General features: G+C 31.3%; 18 protein-coding genes and 2 tRNA genes. 16 read left to right on the top strand and 4 right to left on the bottom strand.

Translation table 11 applies throughout. The features are described 5' to 3' along the window. Positions 1-1023, top strand: coding sequence for a hydantoinase/oxoprolinase family protein (locus ACMC9J_RS02515; RefSeq protein ID WP_019264741.1), 1023 nt, complete (start codon positions 1-3; stop codon positions 1021-1023). A 21-nt stretch (positions 1024-1044) separates the two neighbouring features. Here the strand turns inward: ACMC9J_RS02515 and ACMC9J_RS02510 are convergent, their stop codons facing one another. Then, positions 1045-1611, bottom strand: a complete 567-nt coding sequence (locus tag ACMC9J_RS02510) for a CDP-2,3-bis-(O-geranylgeranyl)-sn-glycerol synthase (RefSeq protein WP_019264740.1) — start codon at positions 1609-1611, stop codon at positions 1045-1047. Between the two features lie 174 nt (positions 1612-1785). On the opposite strand from ACMC9J_RS02510, the gene tes reads away from it, so the two are divergent. The 8 genes from tes (at position 1786) to ACMC9J_RS02470 (ending at position 7395) form a co-directional block, all read left to right on the top strand. Then, positions 1786-3282, top strand: a complete 1497-nt coding sequence (gene tes, locus ACMC9J_RS02505) for a tetraether lipid synthase Tes (RefSeq protein ID WP_019264739.1) — start codon at positions 1786-1788, stop codon at positions 3280-3282. 12 nt (positions 3283-3294) lie between these two features. After that, positions 3295-4284, top strand: a complete 990-nt coding sequence (locus tag ACMC9J_RS02500) for a beta-ribofuranosylaminobenzene 5'-phosphate synthase (protein ID WP_019266606.1) — start codon at positions 3295-3297, stop codon at positions 4282-4284. Positions 4285-4293: 9 nt separating this feature from the next. Then, a complete protein-coding gene (gene hacB / locus ACMC9J_RS02495; RefSeq protein WP_019266605.1) occupies positions 4294-4779 on the top strand; it encodes a homoaconitase small subunit in 486 nt (161 codons plus the stop codon). 25 nt (positions 4780-4804) lie between these two features. Further along, positions 4805-5431 carry an HVO_0476 family zinc finger protein gene (locus tag ACMC9J_RS02490; RefSeq protein ID WP_019264736.1) on the top strand — a complete coding sequence of 209 codons (627 nt, stop codon included), beginning with the start codon at positions 4805-4807 and terminating at the stop codon, positions 5429-5431. A 5-nt stretch (positions 5432-5436) separates the two neighbouring features. Continuing rightward, on the top strand, positions 5437-6717 hold the full coding sequence (locus tag ACMC9J_RS02485) for a tRNA (N(6)-L-threonylcarbamoyladenosine(37)-C(2))-methylthiotransferase (protein WP_019267824.1): 1281 nt from the start codon (positions 5437-5439) through the stop codon (positions 6715-6717). Positions 6718-6916: 199 nt separating this feature from the next. Next, positions 6917-7117, top strand: coding sequence for a histone family protein (locus ACMC9J_RS02480; RefSeq protein ID WP_004033084.1), 201 nt, complete (start codon positions 6917-6919; stop codon positions 7115-7117). Between the two features lie 130 nt (positions 7118-7247). Continuing rightward, positions 7248-7319: transfer RNA gene (locus ACMC9J_RS02475), tRNA-Val, on the top strand. Positions 7320-7322: 3 nt separating this feature from the next. Continuing rightward, positions 7323-7395: transfer RNA gene (locus ACMC9J_RS02470), tRNA-Phe, on the top strand. An 83-nt stretch (positions 7396-7478) separates the two neighbouring features. On the opposite strand, the gene deoC is transcribed toward ACMC9J_RS02470, so the two are convergent. Beyond that, positions 7479-8201 (bottom strand): deoxyribose-phosphate aldolase, encoded by a 723-nt coding sequence (gene deoC, locus ACMC9J_RS02465; protein WP_019264734.1) that lies wholly within the window; start codon positions 8199-8201, stop codon positions 7479-7481. 75 nt (positions 8202-8276) lie between these two features. Next, positions 8277-9941 (bottom strand): tRNA uridine(34) 5-carboxymethylaminomethyl modification radical SAM/GNAT enzyme Elp3, encoded by a 1665-nt coding sequence (locus ACMC9J_RS02460; RefSeq protein ID WP_019264733.1) that lies wholly within the window; start codon positions 9939-9941, stop codon positions 8277-8279. Positions 9942-10056: 115 nt separating this feature from the next. Between ACMC9J_RS02460 and ACMC9J_RS02455 the strand changes: the two genes are divergently transcribed. Both ACMC9J_RS02455 and ACMC9J_RS02450 read left to right on the top strand, forming a co-directional pair. After that, complete coding sequence (locus ACMC9J_RS02455) at positions 10057-10335, top strand: PRC-barrel domain-containing protein (protein ID WP_019264732.1); 279 nt, start codon at positions 10057-10059, stop codon at positions 10333-10335. A 30-nt stretch (positions 10336-10365) separates the two neighbouring features. Continuing rightward, positions 10366-10662, top strand: coding sequence for a DUF2098 domain-containing protein (locus ACMC9J_RS02450; protein ID WP_427003496.1), 297 nt, complete (start codon positions 10366-10368; stop codon positions 10660-10662). Positions 10663-10680: 18 nt separating this feature from the next. Here ACMC9J_RS02450 and ACMC9J_RS02445 read toward each other — a convergent pair whose 3' ends face one another. Next, on the bottom strand, positions 10681-12762 hold the full coding sequence (locus ACMC9J_RS02445; protein WP_427003495.1) for a DEAD/DEAH box helicase: 2082 nt from the start codon (positions 12760-12762) through the stop codon (positions 10681-10683). A gap of 296 nt (positions 12763-13058) precedes the next feature. Here ACMC9J_RS02445 and ACMC9J_RS02440 point away from each other — a divergent pair, with 296 nt between their 5' ends. The 5 genes from ACMC9J_RS02440 (at position 13059) to ACMC9J_RS02420 (ending at position 23117) form a co-directional block, all read left to right on the top strand. Beyond that, entirely contained in the window at positions 13059-19688 is a 6630-nt protein-coding gene (locus tag ACMC9J_RS02440) for a beta strand repeat-containing protein (protein WP_427003494.1), read from the top strand. A 110-nt stretch (positions 19689-19798) separates the two neighbouring features. Next, complete coding sequence (locus ACMC9J_RS02435) at positions 19799-20059, top strand: thioredoxin family protein (protein WP_019267819.1); 261 nt, start codon at positions 19799-19801, stop codon at positions 20057-20059. A gap of 30 nt (positions 20060-20089) precedes the next feature. Further along, on the top strand, positions 20090-21175 hold the full coding sequence (gene cbiD, locus ACMC9J_RS02430; protein ID WP_427003493.1) for a cobalt-precorrin-5B (C(1))-methyltransferase CbiD: 1086 nt from the start codon (positions 20090-20092) through the stop codon (positions 21173-21175). Beyond that, on the top strand, positions 21172-22251 hold the full coding sequence (locus ACMC9J_RS02425) for a glycosyltransferase family 4 protein (protein WP_427003492.1): 1080 nt from the start codon (positions 21172-21174) through the stop codon (positions 22249-22251). The genes cbiD and ACMC9J_RS02425 overlap by 4 nt, the downstream gene beginning before the upstream one ends. Then, positions 22251-23117, top strand: coding sequence for a shikimate kinase (locus ACMC9J_RS02420; RefSeq protein ID WP_427003491.1), 867 nt, complete (start codon positions 22251-22253; stop codon positions 23115-23117). The genes ACMC9J_RS02425 and ACMC9J_RS02420 overlap by 1 nt, the downstream gene beginning before the upstream one ends. The last annotated feature ends 33 nt before the right edge of the window (positions 23118-23150 follow it).

Below are 23150 nucleotides of genomic sequence, written 5' to 3'. Positions count from 1 at the left end.
ATGAAAGTAGCAGGTTTTGATATTGGCGGTGCAAACACTGATTTGGCAGTTGTTGATTTTGAAAATAATGAAGTAAAAAATATTGAAGTGGATTTTGCTTATCTTCCAATGTGGAGTAATAATGAAGCATTATCTAAAGTTTTGGTTGAATTGATTGAAAATATTTGTCCGATTGATGAAATTGATGCTGTAGGAATATCTATGACTGCAGAATTGGTGGATGCATATGATACAAAAAAAGACGGAGTTTTGGATGTTGTTAAAAAATGTGAGGAAACTTTTGAGTGTCCCATAGCTTATGTTGGAATTGACGGAATGCTGTCAAAAGAAGAAATTGAAAAAACTCCTCTAAAGGCAGCAGCTGCTAATTGGATAGCTACTGCTCAAATAGCTACATTAATAAGTGATAACTGTATTTTTATAGATACTGGAAGTACAACAACTGACATTATTCCGATTAAGGATGGAAAAGAATGTGCGATTGGCAGATCTGATTTTGAAAGATTAGCTACCGGCGAACTGGTATATACTGGAACATTAAGAACTAATTTAGCTAGTTTCTTAGATAATGTTCAATTAAATGGAAAAGAGTATAGGGTAGCTTCTGAACTGTTTGCACAAACTGCAGATGTTTATACTGTTTTAGATTTAATAACATTAGATGATTATGTTTGTGATACTTTTGATGGTGAAAATAAATCTAAAAAAAGCTGTATGAAAAGAATAGCTAGAGTATTATGTGCTGATTTAGATTCTTTAAGTGAAGAAGATGTTATTGAAATAGCTAAATTCACTCATCAAAAGCAGGTTGAACAAATTGCAGATGCTTTAAAACAGGTATCTGAAACTCAAAATTTAGATTTGATTGTAACGACAGGTCTTGGAAAAGATATTTTGGATAAAAATGCTGCAGAACTTTTAGGTCTTGAAGTTAAATCTATGGATACAATTTTAACTGATGATGAATGTGTTGTTGCACCTGCAGTTGGTACTGCAGTAATGATGAATAGATTTTTAAATTAAAAAAAAGTTTAAATGTGTGGTTTAATACCATACATCTTTTATTCCGATTAAATAAGCTCCTGTATTAGCTATTAAATGTATAATTAATGTTAATACAATAGCTATTGCAACAAAGGTTATAGAAAAGTTTACTGCAACTGAACTGAATATTAAAGCAACAATAAGAAAATCAATCTGGTCTAAAATTGGTGCAGGTTTTCCCTGTCCAATTCCCACTCTTCTTTTTAAAAAGCTTCCTATTGCATCTCCAACCATAGCACCAAATCCAAGTAGAAATCCTATTAATATTCCTTCTACTAAATTTGTACAAATTGGAGTATAAATAAATTCGCCAAAGTTTTCAAGTATAATTGGCCCAATTAATCCTTGAATTGCTCCTATAAGGGTTCCCATAATTGTTCCACAGATTAGTCCCCTCCATGTAACTCCATTACCAATCCAACGGTTACCATTTTTGTCTGTTTTTTTGAAATCTAAAGGAATTCCGCCGCCTAAAACTAATGCTGAACCATTGGATACATAAGCAGGTAATATAAAGTATAGGATAGTAATACAAGCTATTATAAAAATTTGGGTATTATCAACCATATATGTTCCTCATTTTTTTACTGAATTTTATTTTTGTATGTGTTATCTATTTATATTTAATGTTAAAACATTAATTAACTTTAAATATTAAATTGAGATAATATAGTTATATTATGTAATAAATAGTTAATAGTTTATTAATTATTAGCAAAGGGTGATTTTGTGAGAATAAAAATGACAAAAAGTTTGTGTCCAATTTGTTTTAAACCACTTGATGCAGAAGTTTATGATGAAGATGGTAAAATCTTAATTAAAAAAACTTGTGATGAACATGGTGAGTTTGTAAATACATATTGGAGTGATGATAAGCTTTATAATAGGGTTAAACAATTTGAACCTACAATAACTTCAGTTGAAAACCCTTCTGTAGAGAAATTCGGAGATTGTCCTAATAATTGTGGGCTCTGTGAAGACCATGAAACCTCCACTGTGTTAGGTTTAATTGATGTTACAAATAGATGTAATTTAAGATGTCCTGTTTGTTTTGCAAATGCGGCTGTTTCCGGACGTTTGTATGAACCTACACAGGATGAAATTAGGGAAATGTTAAGGAACTTGAGGAATTTAAAACCTCATCCAACTCCTGCTATTCAGTATGCGGGTGGTGAACCAACTGTCAGGAAAGATTTGGTTGAACTTGTAGCTATGGCTAAAGAAGAAGGTTTTACTCATGTTCAAATAGCTACCAATGGTTTAAGATTAGCTAGAAAAGAAAATCTTGCAAAAGAATTAAAAGATGCTGGTTTAAACACAGTATATTTAGCTTTTGATGGTGTAACTCCTGAACCATATATCAATAACAGAGGTAAAAATTTACTTCCTCAAAAGATTCAGGCTATTGAAAATTGTAGAAAAGCAGGCCTTGGGGTAGTACTTGTTCCAACTTTAATTAAAGGTGTCAATGATCAGCAAATCGGCGAAATTATTAAATTTGCATTTGACCATAGGGAAAATATTTATGGAGTCAATTTCCAGCCGGTTTCATTTGCAGGAAGAACTCCTGCAAGTCAAGTTGAAGAACAAAGGATAACTATTCCCGATTTTGTTAATGAGATTGCTAAACAAACTCATGGCGATGTAAAGGTTGATGATTTCTACCCTCCATCTTCTGTAGAACCATTTGCACGTTTTATCGGTGCTCTTGAAGGGGAAAGTCCTAGTGTTACTTTAAACTGTAATCAACACTGTGGAATAGCTACTTATGTTTTCATGGAAGAAACTGAAGGGAAAAATACATTAAACAATTTGATTCCTATTACTAAATTCATTGATGTTGAAGGTTTATTTGAATTATTGGACAAATATTCCGACAAACTTGAAAAAGGCGGATTTGGAATTAAGAAAAGGGTTGAAGCTAGTGCTGTGAAAAACCTTCCTAAATTGATTAATACAGATGAAGTACCTGAAGGTTTGGATATTAAGAAAATATTGTTAAATGTATTTACTAAAAGATCTTATGATGCTTTAGGAGAATTTTCAAAAGATGCTATGCTTATTTCTTGCATGCACTTTATGGATCCATTTAATTTTGATGAAGATAGGGTTAAAAAATGTATTATTCATTATGCAACTCCAGATGGTAGAATTATCCCGTTCTGTACTATGAATTCCATGTATCGTGAAAGTGTGGAAGAAGAATTCTCAACACCGTTAAAAGAAGATAAAAACTGAGGGTTTAAATACATGATTATTAAGTCACCTTCAAGACTTCATTTAACTTTAATTGATATGAATGGGTCTTATGGGAGGATAGATGGGGGTATAGGTCTTACAATTAAAGATCCTAACTTTGTCTTATATGGAGAACCTGCAGAAAAAGGAATTACTGTAGATTTCAATGATGATACTCAATTCAATGAGGTTATTCGCAATGAATGTGTATCTAAAATAACTTCTGCAGCACAAAAAGTAATTGACCATTTTGATGTTGATGAAGGATTTTATTTTAGGGTAGATAAAGCTTATCTCCCTCATTCTGGTTTAGGTTCTGGAACTCAAATGGGTTTATCAACTGGAAAACTTATTGCTGAGCATATCGGTGCTTATTCTAATGGATATTCTTTAGGAGAAATTATCGGACGTGGAGGAACTTCCGGAATTGGTGTGTTTTCATTTGATTTTGGAGGATTTATTGTAGATGGTGGACACAGCTTAAAATCAAAATCATCATTTTTACCGTCATCTGCTTCACAAGCTAAACCACCTCAATTATTGGCTCATTATGATTTTCCTGATGATTGGGAAATTTTACTGGTTATTCTTGATTCCAAAAATACAGTAAACGGTCAAAAAGAAGTAAACATATTTCAGGACTACTGTCCGGTTCCTAAAAATGAAGTGGAACAAACTTCCCACATTATATTTATGAATATGATTCCTTTTTTACTTGAAAGGGATTTGCCAGCATTTGGCCATTCAATAGATGAAATTCAAAAAAGAGGCTTTAAAAATGTGGAAGTTTCACTTCAGTCTCAACAAATCAGGGATTTGATGGATAAATTAAGAGAAATTGGAGCTTATGGTGTAGGTATGAGCTCTTTTGGACCTACAGTTTATTCGGTATTTGATAAAAATAATAAACACATAGTTGAAGAGATTAAAGAGTATGTTGGAGATATGGGCACAGTTCTTACAACTAAAGCACAAAATTATGGTCATGAAATCCAAAAATAAGTGATATATATGGATATAATTAAAGGAAAAACATGGACTTTTGGTGAAAATATTGATACGGATGTTATTATTCCTGGAAGATATTTAAGAACCTTTAATCCTCAAGACTTGGCTGATCATGTACTTGAAGGAGAACGTCCTGATTTTACAAAAAATGTTAAAAAGGGAGATATTATAGTAGCTGATGAAAATTTTGGCTGCGGTTCATCAAGAGAGCAGGCTCCAGTAGCTATTAAAACTGCAGGTGTAGATGCTATTGTAGCTAAATCATTTGCCAGAATTTTCTACAGAAATGCAATTAACATTGGATTGCCGGTTATTGTCTGTGATATCCCGGCAAAAGATGGGGATATTATAAGTATTGATTTATCAAAGGGAATATTAACTAATGAAAATACTGGCGAATCAGTTACTTTTGAACCTTTTAAAGAGTTTATGCTGGATATTTTAGAAGATGATGGTCTGGTTAACCATTATCTAAAAGAAAAACAATAATTTTTATTTTTTGGAGGCGTTAATAATGGAGTGTCCAATTTGTGGTTCGGATGATTTTGATGTTATAAATTCAAAGCAGAAATCATCTAAAAAGAAGATTATGGAAGAATATTTATTAAAATGTGTGGATTGCGGATATGTTTTTAAAAATGTTGTTTCATCTAAAAAACCTCAATTGTATAGGGTTATCATTTCAAAACAGGGAGAATCTATAAAAACATTTATTGAATTATCACCTAATGATGAATTAGCTGTTGGAGATAGTTTACTTACTGATGAAGGGCATGTTGAAATAACAAGTATTGAAATTAAAAATAAACGTGTTAAAAAAGCTTTAGTTGAGGATATTGTTACAATATGGGCTAATTCAGTTGAGATTCCTGCACGTATTGGATTTTCTGTTGATTTACATGGGGAAGTTGATTCCTATAAATTGGATTTAGATAGGGATTTCCAAATATCTACAGAAGATATTGTTAAAATTGACAAGCATATTGTTAGAATTCATGTTATTAAAACACAGGAACGTAAAATTACCTCCGGATTTGCCAGAGCTGAAGTAATTAAAAGAGTTTATGGAAAACCTGTTAAATTCAATAATTTTGATTATGATTTAACTAAGTATATTGTTAAGAAAACATTAAGTGAGTAAGTTTCATGAAAGTATATATTGACACATATGGCTGTACATTTAATAAAGCAGATGCTCAGATAATGGGAGGAATCCTGCAGGAAAATCAAATTGATTTGGTGGATGCTCCTGAAATGGCAGATGTTATAATTGTAAATACATGTTATGTAAAGCTGCCGACTGAAAATAAAGTAGTTTATAAAATTCAGCAATTACAAAAAAACTTTCCGGATAAAAAAATTATTGTAAGCGGATGTATGGTTGAAATTGATCCTGAAAAATTAGAAAAAGTAGCTCCGAATTGTAGCTGGATAGGACCTCATCAACTTAATAAAACAGCAGATGTAGTTAATGAAACTTATTGCGGTAATGTTATTCGTGAGTCAGGATTTTCAAAAGAAAGTAAAGTTGGTGTTCCTAAAGTTTCTGATGGTTCTTTAATTCATATAATTCAAATTGCTGAAGGCTGTTTAGGAGCATGTACTTTTTGCTGCACTCGTTTTGCAAGAGGGCCATTAAACAGTTATCCAATTAAGGACATAGTCGCTGAAGCTAAAAAAGCTATTGATGATGGTGCTGTTGAAATTCAACTTACTGCTCAGGACACTGCTGCTTTTGGACATGATAGTGGTGAAAAACTATCTGATTTAATTAAAGAAGTAGCTAATTTAAATGGCGAATTTCGAGTTCGTGTTGGAATGATGCATCCTAAAAATATTTTAAACAATGTTGATGAAATAATTGATGCTATTAAACATCCTAATGTATATAATTTCATCCATTTGCCAGTACAAACAGGGAGTAACAAAGTTTTATCTGAAATGAGAAGAGGCCACACATTGGATCAGTATATTGATATCGTTTCAAAATTTAAAAGTGAAATTCCGGATTTGACTTTGGCAGTAGACATTATTGTAGGATATCCGACTGAAAGTGATGAAGATTTCCAGTTAACTGTTGATTTACTTAGAAATATAAAGCCAAGTCTGATTCATTTGTCAAAATATCAGCATAGAAAAGGTGCAATTTCATCTTCTCTTAAAGAAATTCCTCACGAAATCATGAAAAAAAGGTCTAAGGATTTGTCTAAAATCAAGACAGAAATTACTGAAGAAGAAAACAAAGAATTAGTTGGTTCTATTCAAAATGCCGTTGTTGTGGAAGTAGGTTCTAAAGGTGGATTTATAGCTAAAACAGATTCTTATATTCCAGTAATTGTTGATGATGTTAACTTAGGGGACTTTATTAAAGTTAAAATCACAGATGCAACAGCTACTTACCTTAAGGGTGATGTTGTGTCAAAATAATTTTTTATTTTTCTGTTATGGTTTATTTTTCTATCATTACTTATTTTTGTTCTTTAATTTTTAACTTTGTTTTTTAAATTTTTCAATTTAGAAAACTATATCCTATTATGTTCATGGTTATTATATAGAGAGTAAATAGCCATTATTGTCGATACATTTATATACTATATGGTACTATGTTTTAATTGGAGGTGTCATTATGAGTGAATTACCAATCGCACCAGTCGGTCGTATCTTAAAAAATGCTGGCGCACAAAGAATTAGTGATGATGCAAAAATTGCATTAGCTGAAGCATTAGAAGAAAAAGGTGACGCAATTGCACAAAAAGCTGTAAATTTCGCACGCCACGCTGGTAGAAAAACTGTAAAAGCTGAAGATATCAAATTAGCTATCAAATAGGCTTTTTAACAATTTATTAAATCTATTGGCCATTTTCTTGGTCAATTTTTTTATATTTTTATTTTGCATCGGTTTAGCTGTAACAGATAACTTTATATACTATGTTTGATAAATTAAGTAATGTTGCACAGGACCGGTGGTCTAGGGGTATGATTCCTCCTTGACATGGAGGAGATCACGAGTTCGAATCTCGTTCGGTCCATATGCCATGGTAGTTCAGTTGGGAGAACGCCAGACTGAAGATCTGGATGTCGCTGGTTCAAGTCCGGCCCATGGCATTAACTATTTTTAAAATATTATTATCTTTATTGAAAAAAGCTATTTTTTATTATTTAAATTATAAAAAAAGTGATGGAAGATTCTAGTCGAATCTTATAGGTTTTGGAGTTACTTGTGTGTTTTCTCTTAAAGTACGGTATTTTTCTACGATTTCATAACCGCAGTTACTTCCAATTAAATCAGCTCCACCGGTTAAAAGCTGGTTAGCTAATTTATAAGTATCAACACCACCATAAATTTCAATTTTAAGTTGAGGTGCATATTTTTGGATGATATTAATATCATTAACTTTTGAATAAATATTGTCTGGTGCAATAAAGCCTGTAGATGTTTTGATGAAATCTACTTTATTTTCTTCCAGTACTTTTGCAATACTTGCTTTTTCGCTGTCATCTATTGTCTGCATTTCAACAATGACTTTTAAAGTTTTGTCTCCTAAAAGTTCTCTTAATTGCTTAAGTTCTTCATGAATTAAATTATATTTGTGGTCTTTTAGGTGGTTTAAATTGATTACTGATTCAATTTCATCTGCTCCATCTTCAAGAGCTTTAGCTGCTTGTGCTATTTTGCCTTCGGCTGTTTCAAAACCTAAAGGAAATCCAACAACGGTGCTTATTTTTGTAGTGCTGTCAGCTAATTTTTCTTTAGCTAATGATACATATGTTGGACTTATTGTAATGGAATTAAAGTTTAGTTTTCCTACTTTATCTAAATATTCTTCCATTTCTTCTTCACTTATCATATTGTGTAAGTTTATACAGTTGATAAGACTTGCTAACTCTTTTGAGTTTTTTATTTTATACATTATGTAACACTCCGATATAAATGATTTAATTAGTAATATTACGAATAATCTATATAATACTTTTGTCTTGATTTTTTAGATTAATTTTTTAGCCATGTACGGACCTTTTCTTTCATATCCAAATTTACGGTAGTAATTTCTAGTTCCTATCCCACTGATTATAGCTATTTCATTTTTTCCTTTCTTAATAGCTAATTTTTCAGCTTCTTTTAATAGTTTTTCTCCAAATCCTGTGTGTTGACCTATTTTAGAATTTTTACCTCCTATTTTAATCATATTTCCATAAACATGCAATTCACGTATAAGTGCAGTTTTATCAGTGATTTCCGGCCTATAATGATTTGGGGAAGGAATTCTAAATCTTAAAAATCCAGCAATACTTTCTTCGTTTTTATCTTCAATTGATAAAAATGTTTCTTCACCGCCACACGCAGTGTATGATTCTTTAAATAATTTAAAATCATCTAAACCATATTTCTGACTTGTTTTTTTATGGCCAATTTCACGACAACGTATACACTGACAGTTAATGTTGTGTTCTTCCAGTTTATTGTAAACCAGTTCTCCTAAGTTGGATTTTTGAACACCTGCTTCGATTAATGTTGATGGAATATCTCTTTGAATTCTCATGGTTCTAACCCATTTAGGGAGAATTTGTTTAACTTTAACAATTAAATCAACAGCTTCTTCATCAGTATAGGGATTATATTTTCCTTCTTTCCACAGGTCATATAGTTCGCTGCCTTTTGTAACAAGACATGGATAAATCTTAAGCATGTCTGGCTTGAAATTATCGTCGCTAAACAGCTTTTTAAACATATTTAAATCTTCATCTGAGCTTACAAATAATCCCGGCATCATATGCATTGCTACTTTTATTGCACTGTCACGAAGGAGAGTATTTGCTTCTATTACATCAGCTATTGTATGCCCTCTTTTAATTTTTGTGTACAATTCATCAGATAATGTTTGAACACCTAACTCAACTCTTGTAACTCCAAAATTCAGCATTCTATTTATGTGTTCTTTTTTACAGTAATCTGGACGGGTTTCAAATGTCATTCCAACACATCTGACTTTGGAATTTTCATTAGCTTTTTGAACATCATCAATAAGAACATAGCTGTTTGGTTCATAACTTTTAAGAATACCTTTTTCAAATCCTTTTATTTCTATTGGATCTAAGTTGTATTCATTATCTTCGGGTTTATTTTTAAGTATCAATCCAAAATCAACCATTGCCTTTAAACATTGTGATACAAACCATTCCTGATAACATAAATCTCTGGAAGGGAATGTTCCCCCCATTATGATAAGTTCTACTTTATCAATTGGATGACCTATTTTTTTAAGCTGTTTCAAACGGTTAAAACATTGTACATATGGATGAAATTCATACATTCTGCCTCTTAGAGCTGCAGGTTCTTCACCGGTATAACTTGGTGGAGCATTGTTACTTTTTGGACAGTAGAAACATCTTCCATGAGGACATTCATGAGGATGGCACATTACAGCTACTATTGCAACGCCGGACATTGTTCGGGTAGGTTTTTTCTTTAAGATATTTGAAACAATTTCCTTTTCTTGAGGAGTTGCATATTCTAAAATATCTGCATTGCTCATAAACTTAGATAGTTTTAATTCACGACATAACTGTCTTTTTTTAACTTCCAGCTCTTTCCTGGTGTTTATGTTGTTTTTTAAAATATCCTCAATTATTATGCGACAGGCATTTTCCATATTATTCTAACCTTTTATAAATTTAATAGTTAATTATTTATATTGATATAATTATAATATTTACTGTTTTATAGAGGATATTTTTTTAAAATATCTAAAGAATAAGGTGATAACTATGAATATTAAAGAAGTTTTAGGCTCTAAAGTTTTAGATAAAAATGCATATGAAGTTGGAACTGTAAGTGATTTTGATTTTGATCAAAAAGAAGGAACTATTAAATCTATGGTTGTTTCTTTAAAAAAAGGAGTATTTTCTAAAGAAGAACTTGAAGTAGCTTTTGAAGACATTGAAACCATTGGCGGATATGTTATTTTATCTAAAGAATTACCTGAAGCTGAAGAAACTGAAGAAGAAGTTGAAGTTCAAAAAGTTGAAGTAGAAAAAGAAGAATAAATAAAATATTTTTAAAAAGGAGTTTTTAAAATGATTGTTGATGCAAGAAATAAGGAAATAACTCTTGGATCACATGTAAGGTATGTAGATACTGGAACTATTGGTGAAGTTACTGATAGTAAAATAGAAAATGACACTTCATGGGTTAAAATTGATAAAACTAATTTATGGTATCTTGCAAATAAATTAGAGTTATTAAATGATGAAGATTTAAAAACTAATGATTATTCTCATGATAAAGATATAGATATTGAAGCTATTAAAAACTCTGAAAAAATGTTTGAGGATGTTGAAATATCTTCCAGTGCAGCTAATGGTGGAGGATAGTTTCATCCTTTCTTTTTTTTAATGATTCATAGTAAATATTTTAATTTTGCCGGCAAGTTTAGGGCCGATACCTTCTATTTTTTGTAAATCCTTTTCACTTGCTTCATTTAAATTATCTCCGAATGTTTTCATAAGGAGTCTTGCTCTTTTTCTTCCAAGTCTTTTAACTCCTACAACAAGTGGAATTATATCTTCTTTTACTCCATAATATAGTCTGGCAGATAAATAATCCATATCTTTTAAGTTAGAGTAATTGCCAAGAACTTCCAAAGTGTTTTTAGCAAATTTAACCAAACGGGAAGCTTCATAAGCTGATCTTCTAGTGGATGCTGAATAAACATTGTATGCATTTTCAATTTCATACTCGTTTCTCTCATCAATCCATTCAATTAAAGAAACGGCAGTAGCTTCAGGGTTTCCAATATCAACTGCAAAAAGACCACATTCAGACAGTTTGTCACGAACGGGGTCTTTACTTTTTCTTCCTTTAAATGAAATCAACGGTAAATCAGGAGTTTCAGCCAATGCATAAATCATTTCTGCAGGGTTTAATTTTTCCATAGTTGAAACATATTCTTTAATTTTAACGGCTGTTTCAACTGCATAATTTGATTTAGCTATTAAATTACCAAAGTCTGTTGTTTTAAGGCCTTCTGGTGTAGCCCTTATTATTCCATTTTGAAGCAGGAATTCAAGAGCACTTTCAAGCTCCCAGTTTAAACTGTCCTGAGCAAACATGGACATGGCGGGATTGTTTTTCATTTGGAATCCGTATAATGTTTTTCCAAAGAAATCATTTAAATCATCAAGGTTTTTAGAAAGTGAAGATGCGATTTGTGCTATAATCTGCTTGTAGATAGCATCTTTGTTATCTATTAATTTTGAATTTGTTAATTCAATTTCACCGTCAATGTAACGGGCTTCCAGGTCAAATGCTTCATCCATTGTTTTAGCTACTAAATAAGAGTAACCTACATCATCATATTGCGGCCTTCCAGCTCTTCCGGACATCTGTTCATAATCAAAAACAGGAATTGATGCAGGACCATTGCTTGTCCATCTGGTGTGGTCTCTAATTACTACATATTTTGAAGGCAAATTAACACCATACATCAAACTTGGAGTTGCAGTAATCATCAGTATATTTCCGTTTCTGAATTCATCTTCAATTATTTCTTTCTGTTCATTGAAAAGTCCAGCATGGTGGAACACAACACCTTTTTCAGCAGCTTCAGCCAGTTTAAGACAGGTTGTAGTTGGAAGTGATCCTTTTTTCTTTGGAACTTCCAGTAATTTATCAGCTACCTGTTTAAATTTCTGTTTTTGTTCATTTGTTGTTTTTTTATCTATTTTTTTAGCAACATACGTAGCTAAGCTTTCTGTAAATCTTCTTGTTGACACAAAGCTTAATGCCTGTGAATTGTCTTCAATAGCTTTTTCAACAATTTTTACAATAACATCGTTTTTATTTTTTGTATTGAACATTTCAGCATCTAAAACTTCTTTATTTAAAGGCACTGGTCTGTAATCGTGTTCTACTGTTTTTCCGTCAAGCCACTGTTCAATTTCATCAATATTTTTTAAAGTAGCTGAAAGGGCAATTATTCTTAAGCTGGGATTAATAATTTTAGCTCTTGTAATGGCGGATTCTAATGTTGGTCCTCTTGAGTATTCTCCAATCATATGGAATTCATCAATGATTAAGGTATCTACTTCACGAAGTACATTCCAGGAAAATCTTGTAAGTGCATCAAATGATTCAAAAACCATAACTGATAAATCTGAACTGGAGGGGTGTTTGCCTACTTTGATTCCATGTTCTTCAAATGTTTTAAATTCTTTTACTTTTTCATTTTGAATTGAAAGTAATGGAGCTGCATAAACTGCTTTTCCACCATTTAGAATAGTTTTTAGAGCAGGGAGAATTCCAAGTACTGTTTTACCACTGGCAGTTGGAATTGAAATAATATAGTTGGAATTATCTTCTAAATAACCTGATTCAATTACTGCTTTTTGCGCGGGATTGAATTCCTTAATGTAGGGATAAGCAGTATTTATTATTGTTTTTATATCATTTGACAAATTTTCCATAATAATCATTTAAAATTTATTTTTTTCATTAATAATAAATATTTTGAGTCAGCATTTGATAGCTATTATGGTTATTTGAATAAAAGTTCATATCGTTTATCTGATTTATTTAAGCTTATTTTAGTTAAATAAGGGTTATTTATAAATATATTTGATATTTTAAGAGTTTTAAATCTTATTTTTAAGTCACAATTGTTATATATGTGTAGATATCATATTGTTAATTATCATATGTTATGGAACTGAAATGATTGTCTTATTGTTTTTTGTTTTAATGACGTGTGTTTTAAAAATTGGTGAGGTAAATGATTAAATTTAATAAAAATAAAATTTTAACGTTTTTTGTTTTTTTAATAATATTATCATTAATCCCTTCAGCTTATGCAATGGAAAATGCAGCTGATTCTCAGGACTATGGGTCATCTGTTGGTAACAATAGTCAAATAGCTGTGGAGAATGATAATAATGTACTAAACTCACCAGGAGATAATGTGATTTATGTTGATGCTTCATCTGGAGACGATTCCGGATTTGGGGCAGTTGACAGTCCATTTAAAACCATTCAAAAAGGTTTAAGTGCTGTTGGTACAAATGGGATACTTTATCTTAATGGTGAATTTAAAGGTGTGTCAAACACAAATCTTGAAATTAAAAATGCTAATTTATTAATTACAAGTGAAAAAGGCGCAACTATTGATGGTGATAATGTTGCAAGAATATTTTCAGTATCTAATTCCACTCTTGTTTTAAATAATTTGAATTTTGTTAATGGATTTAGTTCTAGTAATGGTGGAGCTATTTATATGTCTGATGCAACTTCATCACTTGCTATTTCAAATTCAGTATTTGAAAATAATAGTGTAACTGCTACTTCAACAAGTGCAGGTTTCGGTGGTGCGATTTATTCAAAAGGTTTTATAACTTTCAAAGATAATGTTATTTTTAAAAATAATAGTGCTTCTTATCGTGGAGGAGCAGTTTATGCAGATTCTGGTTTTAATATAACTGGAAATAATTTTTATGCATTAGGCAATTACTTGCCAAAATCTGATTTTGGAAGTTTCATCTATTCAGCTAAGGATTCTTATATTTCTGGAAAAAATATGTTGTTTGCAAAAAATTATGCAAAATCATCAAGTTCTTTAGGTGGAGCTATTTATGCAAAGTCTCTTTTATCTGTTGGTGGAGAAAATATAACATTTAAGGATAATTATGCAATAAATGGTGCTGGTGCAATATATGCTGGTCAGCTTATACTTGCTGTTAATGATTTGACATTTGATAATAATTCTGCTAAACTTGGCGGGGCTATTAAAACAAGTTCTGCAAAAGTATTGAATATCACTGGAAATAATATTTTATTTGCCAATAATAAAGCAATAGGCTGGGGAGGAGCTATATCTGCTTATAATGTATGCTATATTAAAGGAGAAAATATTACATTTGTAAATAATTCAGTTTCAGGCAATACTATTTCTGATCCGGGATATGGTGGAGCTATTTCTTGTAATAATCCAAAATTGGCTACATTTTATCATAAAACTATATTGGATGGTGTAACATTCATTAATAACACTGCAAATTCCGGTGCTGCAGTAATTGGTTATACAGTAGATATTAAAAATTCTAGTTTTATTAATAATATAGCAAATGTTAATGGTGGTGCTGTTTATGTGCTTAATACACATTTAAGTTCTCAAAATACAATTGCCAATTCTGTATTTATAAATAATAAAGCAGATGTGGCTAGTGATGTATATTTAAATAAAGAAGGTTATACAACTTTAGATAATAACTGGTGGGGAGATAATAATCCTAACTGGACAGCTAGAGTTAACCAAGCTATAGTTCCAGCTTCTTACGCAGTATTAAATTTAACTGCAAATCCATCTGCTGTTGGCGCTGGTGAATCAGCAAGTATTATAGCTAATTTCTATGCTAATAATACTACAACTAATTTAAACATTCCTGCTAGAAATATTAAGTTGTCCTCTACTGGTGGAAGTATTGTAGCTATTGGCGATATAGTTAACGGTAAATTCACAACTGAGTTTACAGCTGATACTAAAGGAACCTACACTATAACTGGTAGTGTTGATGGTGTAAGTCAAAGTGTTGATGTGGTTGTTGGGGAATCTTCTCCAAATACTAAAATATATGTAAATTATAATGGTGGAGATGATTCCAATAATGGAAAATCATGGAATAATGCTGTTAAAACTATTAATAAAGCTTTAAGTCTTGTTGATGACAATGGTATTATTTACATAGCTAATGGTAACTACATTTCTTCCTCAACTGTTCTGTTAAATAAGAATGTAGCTATTGTTGGTCAAAATCAAAGCGTTTTAGATGCTAATAAAAAAGTTTTATTTAATGTAGCTAATGGTTATACAGTTTCTTTAACTAATTTAACTATGGTTAACGCATATTCTTCTAATTTTGGAGGAATTATTGTTAATAATGGTGAATTAACTATTTCTAATTCTGTAATTGCAAATAACACTGCATATGGTGCTGGTGCAATTGATAATGGAGGAATTTTAACTGTTATTGGATCTTATTTCTACAATAATCAAGCTACTGGTCATGATTCTGGTGCTATTTCCAATATGGGAACTGCAACTGTTATAAACTCAACATTTGATAGTAATAAAGCTTTTAGAAATGGTGGTGTTATTAAAAACCAAAATTCTAAAAGTTTGACTGTATCAGGTTCTACTTTTATTAATAATGCTGCTTCTGGAAGTAATAAAGGCAGTTATGGTGGAGCTATTTATAACTGGGGTGCAGGTTTGGAAGTTCATAATTCAACATTTGTTAATAACTCTGCTAGTGATAAAGGTGGGGCTATTTACATAAGTTATGGTAATACTGCACTTACTCCTTCATTTGTAGGTTCTAATTTAATATTTGTTGCTAATTCTGCAAAATTAGGAGATGCTATATTTACTGAAGCTTCTAATGTGAATGTTTCTAAATCTGCATTTATTAATCATGAGGACGCTGTTTATAGGTCAACTGCTCCTGATAGAGGCACTATTGATTTAAACAGTAACTGGTGGGGAACTAATAATTCTGGTTGGGATAAAACATTAGTTAATATTGCTGCTCCAAAAGTATATGCTGTTTTAGATGTAACTGCAAACAAGGTATCTGCTAAATCATATGATGTAATAGCTAATATGTACTGGAATGGTACTGCAGCTAATGCAGTTATTCCTGTAAGAAATATTTCATTTACTTCAGGTTCTCAAATAATTAATGGAACTATTGCAGATAAGCCTGTTAAAAATAATTATCAATTTGATAATCCTGGCAAATACATAGTGAATGTTAAAGTTGATAATGAAAGTAAAGATGTTGAAATAATAATAAATGATTTATCCAACAGTATTTATGTAAATTCTACTGGTGGGGATGATTCCAATAATGGTTCTAGCTGGAATAATGCTGTTAAAACTTTAACTCAAGCTTTAACTCTTGTTAAAAATAATGGTATTATTTATGTAGCTAATGGTAACTATATTTCAGATTCTACTATTACTTTTGCTAAAAATGTTTCTGTTATTGGTCAAGATTCACAGAAAACCATCTTTGACGGAAATAAAAAGACATTATTCAATATAGGTAAAGAATATACAATTAGTTTATCTAATTTAACTATAACAAATTGTTATTCTTCCGGTTTTGGAGGAGCAATTGTTACTAAAGGTAAATTAACTATTTCTAATTCTGTAATTGCAAATAACACTGCACGTGGTGCTGGTGCAATTGATAATGTTGGAAATTTAACTGTTGAGAATTCTATTTTCTATAATAACAAAGCTAATGGTCATGATGCTGGAGCTATTTCTAGTTATTATGATAATGGACTAAGTGGAATTGCAACAATTACCAATTCTAAATTTATTAATAACTCTGCATTTAGAAATGGTGGAGCTATTAAAAACCAAGGAGATAGTATAACTCTTATTGGTTGTGAATTTACTGATAATGCTGCTTCTGGAAGTAATAAAGGCAGTTATGGTGGAGCTGTTTATTCATGGATTTCAAGTTTAAAAGTTTCTGATTCAATATTTGTCAATAATTCTGCTAGTGATAAAGGCGGAGCTATTTACTCAAGTGCAGGTAATGCAGGTGATAAAAATACTTTAAATGCAAGTAATTGTGTATTTATCAATAACTCTGCTAAAGACGGATCTGCAATTTTCAATGAAAAAACTGTTTCTGATGTAACTAATTCAGTATTTATTAATAATTCCAAAGGCGCTGTTCGCAGTGATATTCCAATGAATATTAATGATAACTGGTGGGGTAACAGTACTCCTAACTGGGATGATTTATTAGTTGTTCCTGATAGGCAAGCAGGCCCGGGAATTCCAATTTCATATGTTGTTTTAGATGTATCCCATGCTAAAAATGATAATTCATATGATGTAATAGCTAATTTATACTTAAATGGAACTAAAACTAAAGCAGATATTCCTTTAAGAGACATTGAATTAGTATATAATTCTGAATCAATTAAAGGTCAGTTAGTTAACTCTACATTTAAAGCAAACTATCCGTTTACAGAACCTGGAATTTACACAGTTTTAGCAATTGTAGATAATGATATTCAAAAGGTATCAATTGTTATTAAAGAAGTAGTATTGTTGGATGATGTTTATGTAAATGCTACTGGTGGAAATGACTTTAACAATGGTTCTAGCTGGAACAATGCAGTTAAAACTCTTAAACAAGCATTTGCCATTGTTAAAAACAACGGAATTATTCACATTGCAAATGGCGTGTTATATAATGATGAAACTATTAATGTAGATAAAAATGTAGCTATTGTTGGTCAAAGCCAAGATAAAACCATTATAAATGGTAATGGAACATCATTATTCAGTATAGATAATCAAATCAGTGTTGATATAGCTAATTTAACTATTACTAATTGTCAAGGTGAAAATGATAACTTTGGTGGAGCTATATCTAACAAAGGTACTTTAACTGTAACTAATGTGTCATTTATTGCTAACTCTGCAAAAGGTGCTGGTGCAATTGACAATTCAGGTAAATTAACTGTAATTTCATGTTATTTCGCTAACAATAAAGCTACTGGTCATGATGCAGGTGCAATTTCTAATTTCGGTTCATTAAATGTTGTAAATTCAGTATTTATTAATAATACTGCATTTAGAAATGCTGGAGCTATTAAAAATCAGGAATCTAAGTTATTTACTATTACCGGATCTTCATTTATCGGAAACTTTGCTTCAGGTAGTAAAAAAGGCAGTTATGGTGGAGCTGTTTATTCATGGATGGCAAGCATGATTATAAAAGATTCAGAATTTATCAATAACTCTGCAATTGATAAAGCAGGAGCTATTTATATTAGTGGTGGTAACAATGGTGATTTAGTAACTTTGGAAACTACCGGTCTTACTTTTATTAACAATACTGGTAAACTTGGTGGAGCTATTTATACTGAATCAGCTAATTCAAAAATCGAATATAATGTATTTGTTAATAACTCACCAAACACTGTTTACAATAACACTGGCTTTAAAGGTGAAGTAAGTGTAAATAACAATTGGTGGGGTAATAACACTCCTGATTGGGCTACTTTATTATATAATATAGATGTTCCAGAGAAATTTGCAGTTTTAAACATCATTGCAGAAATGTCCGGTAATGATTCTAAAATAATAGCTAAATTATATTGGAACGGAACCAACAGTCAAAAAAATATTGGAAATATTTCAGCAAGAACTATTAATTTAAGTGTTGCTGATGCAATTCTTAACCCTTCAAGCGGAATTTTTGAAAATGGAGTCTTTACTTCAATATTTAAAGCTGATAAAGCAGGAAATTATACTGTAACTGCAGTTGTTGATAATGAAGTTCAAAGTATGAACATATCTGTTGTGGATAAGTCTGTTGTTTTAACTGTTCCTAATGTTGTTAAGTATTTTATGGGTAATGAGAGTCTTGTTGCTAATTTAGTTGATGCTGTGGGTAATCCTGTTGTTGGTGTGAATGTTACTTTCACTATTAATGGTAAAAATTATACTAAAGTCACTGATAAATATGGTAATGCTTCTATGGGTATTAAATTAGTTCCTGGATTCTATAATGTCACCACTACTTATGGCAACATGTCTGTTAGGTCTAATATTACAGTTATGTCTACTATTGTAGGTGATAATCTTGTTAAAATGTTCCAGAATGATACTCATTTCTTTGCTAAATTCCTAGACAGTAACGTAAACCCATTAGCTAACACTACTGTTAGATTCAACATAAACGGAGTATTCTACAACGCTACCACCAATGCTTCCGGTGTAGCTAAACTTGGAATTAAATTATATGCTAAAGAATATATTTTAACTGCATATAATCCAGTAACTGGTGAGGAAAAAGGATTTAACGTAACTGTAAAACCGTTAATCACACAAAACCATGACTTAGTCAAATACTACAGAAATGCATCACAATTCAGTGTTAAAGTATACAACAAAGACGGATCTCTAGCTAACGGAACCAACGTAACCTTTAATATAAACGGTGTATTCTACCACAAACAGATAATTAATGGTACAGCTACATTAAACATTAACTTAAGACCTGGAAAATACGTAATAACCTCAATGTATGAAGGATACGCAGTTGGAAACAACATAACAGTATTATCAACATTAATCACAAAAGATCTTGACATGAAATACTTAGACGGCAGCAACTTCACTGCACAAACATTAGACGGTCAAGGCAAACCACTAGCTAACCAAAACATATCATTCAATGTTCACGGAGTATTCTACCACAGAACAACAGATGAAAACGGTATAGCTAGCTTAAACATGCGTTTAAACCCAGGCAAATATATCATTACCTCTATCTGGAACGAATACCAAACAGGAAACAATATTACAATTGCTTAAGAGATTTTAACTAATCTCTTACTTTTTCTTTTTTGTTATAGCTGTGCTAACAGTTATATATAAGTTTTCATAAATTATTCAATCAATTAACTTAATAGGAGATAAAAACTATGGTAGTGAAAGTAGAAGTATTTACATCTGATAGTTGTCCTCATTGTCCGGCAGCAGTTAATGTTGCTAATGAAGCAAAAGAAGTTTTAGGTGATGCTGCAGATATTATTATTTGTAATATTGGTTCAGAAGAAAATAGGCAAAAAGCAATTAGTTTAGGAATTATGGCTGTTCCTACAATAGCTATTGATGATGAAGTAGCATTTGTTGGAGCACCTGCTTTAGATGAACTTGTTAATAAAGTTAAATCTTTGATTTAATTTTATCTTCTTTTTTTATAACCTGTAAACATGACAAATGAGAATTATACTGGAGTTACTACTGGAACTATAGCTACTGCCTGTTCTCTTGCAGCTTTAGAATCTATTTTAAATACTTCAGATATTGATTGTGTTAAAGTCAAAACACCTAAAAAAACTTTAGACATTATAATTGATGAGTGTAAAAAATTATCTCATTCTTCTGCTTGTGCTGTAGCTCATAAAAATCCTTATAATGATCCTGATGTTACTGTAGGATTATCTATTGTTGCTACTGTTGAATTATCAGATAAAACTAATAATGAAGATAGTGTTATAATAACTGGTGGTGAAGGTGTTGGCAAAATAACAAAACCGGGTCTTCAGATTCCTGTGGGGGAATATGCAATAAATCCTGTTCCCCGTAGGATGATTAAAAAAAATTTGGAAAAAATTTTGCCTGATGATAAAGTAGCTAAAGTAACAATTTCAATTCCTGAAGGTCGAAAGATAGCTAAAAAAACAATGAATCCTAAATTAGGTATTGTTGATGGAATATCTGTTATCGGAACTACTGGAATAGCCAGGTCAATGTCTAGTGAAGCATATAAAAATTCTATTGTTACTCAAATAGATGTGGCATTAGCTTTGGATTTAGATAATCTGGTTTTTGTTCCAGGAAACATTGGTGAAAAATTAGCTTTAAAACAGTTAAATATTACAAAACAGCATATTATTCAGACTGGTAATTATATTGGCTTCATGTTTGAAGAAGCTAAAAAAAGAGGAATTGATGAATTTACTTTCTTTGGACACATCGGAAAATTAATTAAGGTCGCTGGTGGAATTTTCAATACTAAACATGCAGTTGCGGATGGTAGGAAAGAAATAATGATTACTCATGCAGGTATTTGCGGTGCAGATACATCAACACTTAAGAAACTGTATTATTCTAAAACAACAGAAGACATGTTGGATATCCTGGATGAAAAAGATTTGCATTTGGATGTGTGTAATAGTATTGCATTAGCTATCAAAGAGCGATGTATGCAGAGATTTGAATTGGATTTAAATGTTATTTTGGTTGATATGGAAGGTAACTATTTAAATGATAATTTTGAAAGGTTTTTATTATGAAAATAGCAATGGTTGGTCAGTTTCCACCTCATATAGGTGGCGTAGGGGTTCATATTCATACTTTATCCAAGGAACTTGTAAAACAGGGGCATGAAGTTTATGTAATAACTTATCCCCATAAGGATATTAAGGATATTGATGGCATTCATGTAATCGGAACCAAAGGAGTTAATATTCCCGGAATTCGTGGACTGATGTTTAAGATAAATGCAAAAAAGGCATTGGAAAAATTATTGAAAGAAGTTGATATTGACATTATTCATGGCCATTATCTGTTTCCGGCAGGTGCAGCCAGTGTTGAAGTTGGAAAAAAACATAATATTAAAACATACATAACTGCACATGGTTCTGACATGTTTGAAATGTATAAAAAACAATTTTTCATGAGACCTATTATTAAAAATGTATTAAAAAAGGCAGATGTTGTTTTTGCAGTAAGTAATGCTTTGAAAGATGAAATATTAGCTACTGAAGTTCCTGGAATTGAAAATAAAACAAGATTATATTGGAATTCTGTAGATATTGCCAAGTTTAATAATGATGGAAACACTTCATTCAAATCCGATTTTAAGAATAATAAACCTGTTGTTCTTTTTGTAGGTAATATTATCAAACGTAAAAATGTAGATTCTTTATTTGAAGCTAAAAAAATAGCCAAAAGTGATTATAATCTCGTTGTAGTAGGTGACGGTCCTCTTTTAAAACAGCTTAAAGATAAAGCAGAAAAAGAAAATATTTCTGATGTTTATTTTACAGGAGCTAGAAAAGATGTAGAAAAGATTATACCAAGTGCAGATGTGCTTGTGTTGCCGTCTTTTTCAGAAAGTTTTGGTTTAGTTTTAATTGAAGCTTTAGCTTGCGGCAAACCTGTTGTTGGAAGTGATGTTGGAGGAATTAAAGAAATCATAACTCCTGAAGTGGGGCTGTTGATTGACCCGAACAGTCCTGAAACTATAGCTGATGCTGTTGATAAAATAATTTTAAATGAGGAATTCAGAAGTAATTTAGCTTCAAATGCAAGAAACAGAGCTAAAATATTCAGTAAAGTTGAAATTCCTTATGATGAGGTTAAATAATGAAAAAATCAGTAAGGTCTCCAGGTTCAGCAACAGTAATTAATGCAATAGCTACAGGCTTTGGTTCTGCTTTCGGTATTGATTTGGATATAAAATGCAGTGCCAATACTCAAAATAACTCCATAACCTGTTCTAATGATGTTGGAGCACCAACTACATTAATGGAAATCTGTGCTAAAAAAACTTTTGAAAAATATGAAATTTCTCCAGATGATTTTGGAATAAATATTAAAACAGAATCTGAATTGCCGATGGCATCAGGATTATCAAGCAGCAGTGCATTATCCAATGCTGTTGTAAGTGTAACTTCTAAAATTATTGCAGATGAATTTAATTTGAAGCCACTTGATGATTTGGAAATAATCAATTTAGCTATTGATGCATCCCTGGAGGCAAAAGTTACTATAACAGGATCATTTGATGATGCAACAGCTTCATATTTTGGAGGAGTTGTTGTTACAGATAATAAAAATAGAGAATTTATCATCAAAGAAAAAATGGATGAATATCCTGTTTTAGTTTATATGCCTAATTTTGGTTCCAAATCTGGAAATTCTGATGTTAACCGTATGAAAGTATTGTCTCCACTTGTTGAAACTGCTTTTGAATTGGCTAAATCCAAGGATTATTTTAAAGCACTTAATTTAAATGGTTTGATTTATGCAAATACATTAGGTTTCGATTCCAATATAGCTATTGATGCTCTGGAAGTTGGAGCAATAGCTTCAGGATTATCTGGAACAGGTTCTTCATTTGTAGCTGTCTGCGAAGATGAAGCAATTGATGATGTTAAAGAAACCTGGTCTAAATATGAAGGAAGGATTATTGAAACTAAAGTGGATAATGTCGGTTGCAGTTTAATTTAGTGTTAAGTTTTCAAATAATCCATAGTATTAAAT

This window comes from Methanobrevibacter intestini (genome assembly GCF_047402955.1).
GTDB classification, from domain to species: domain Archaea; phylum Methanobacteriota; class Methanobacteria; order Methanobacteriales; family Methanobacteriaceae; genus Methanocatella; species Methanocatella intestini.
The sequence above is the reverse complement of the archived record's forward strand: the minus strand, read 5'-3'. Positions and strand labels throughout refer to the sequence as shown.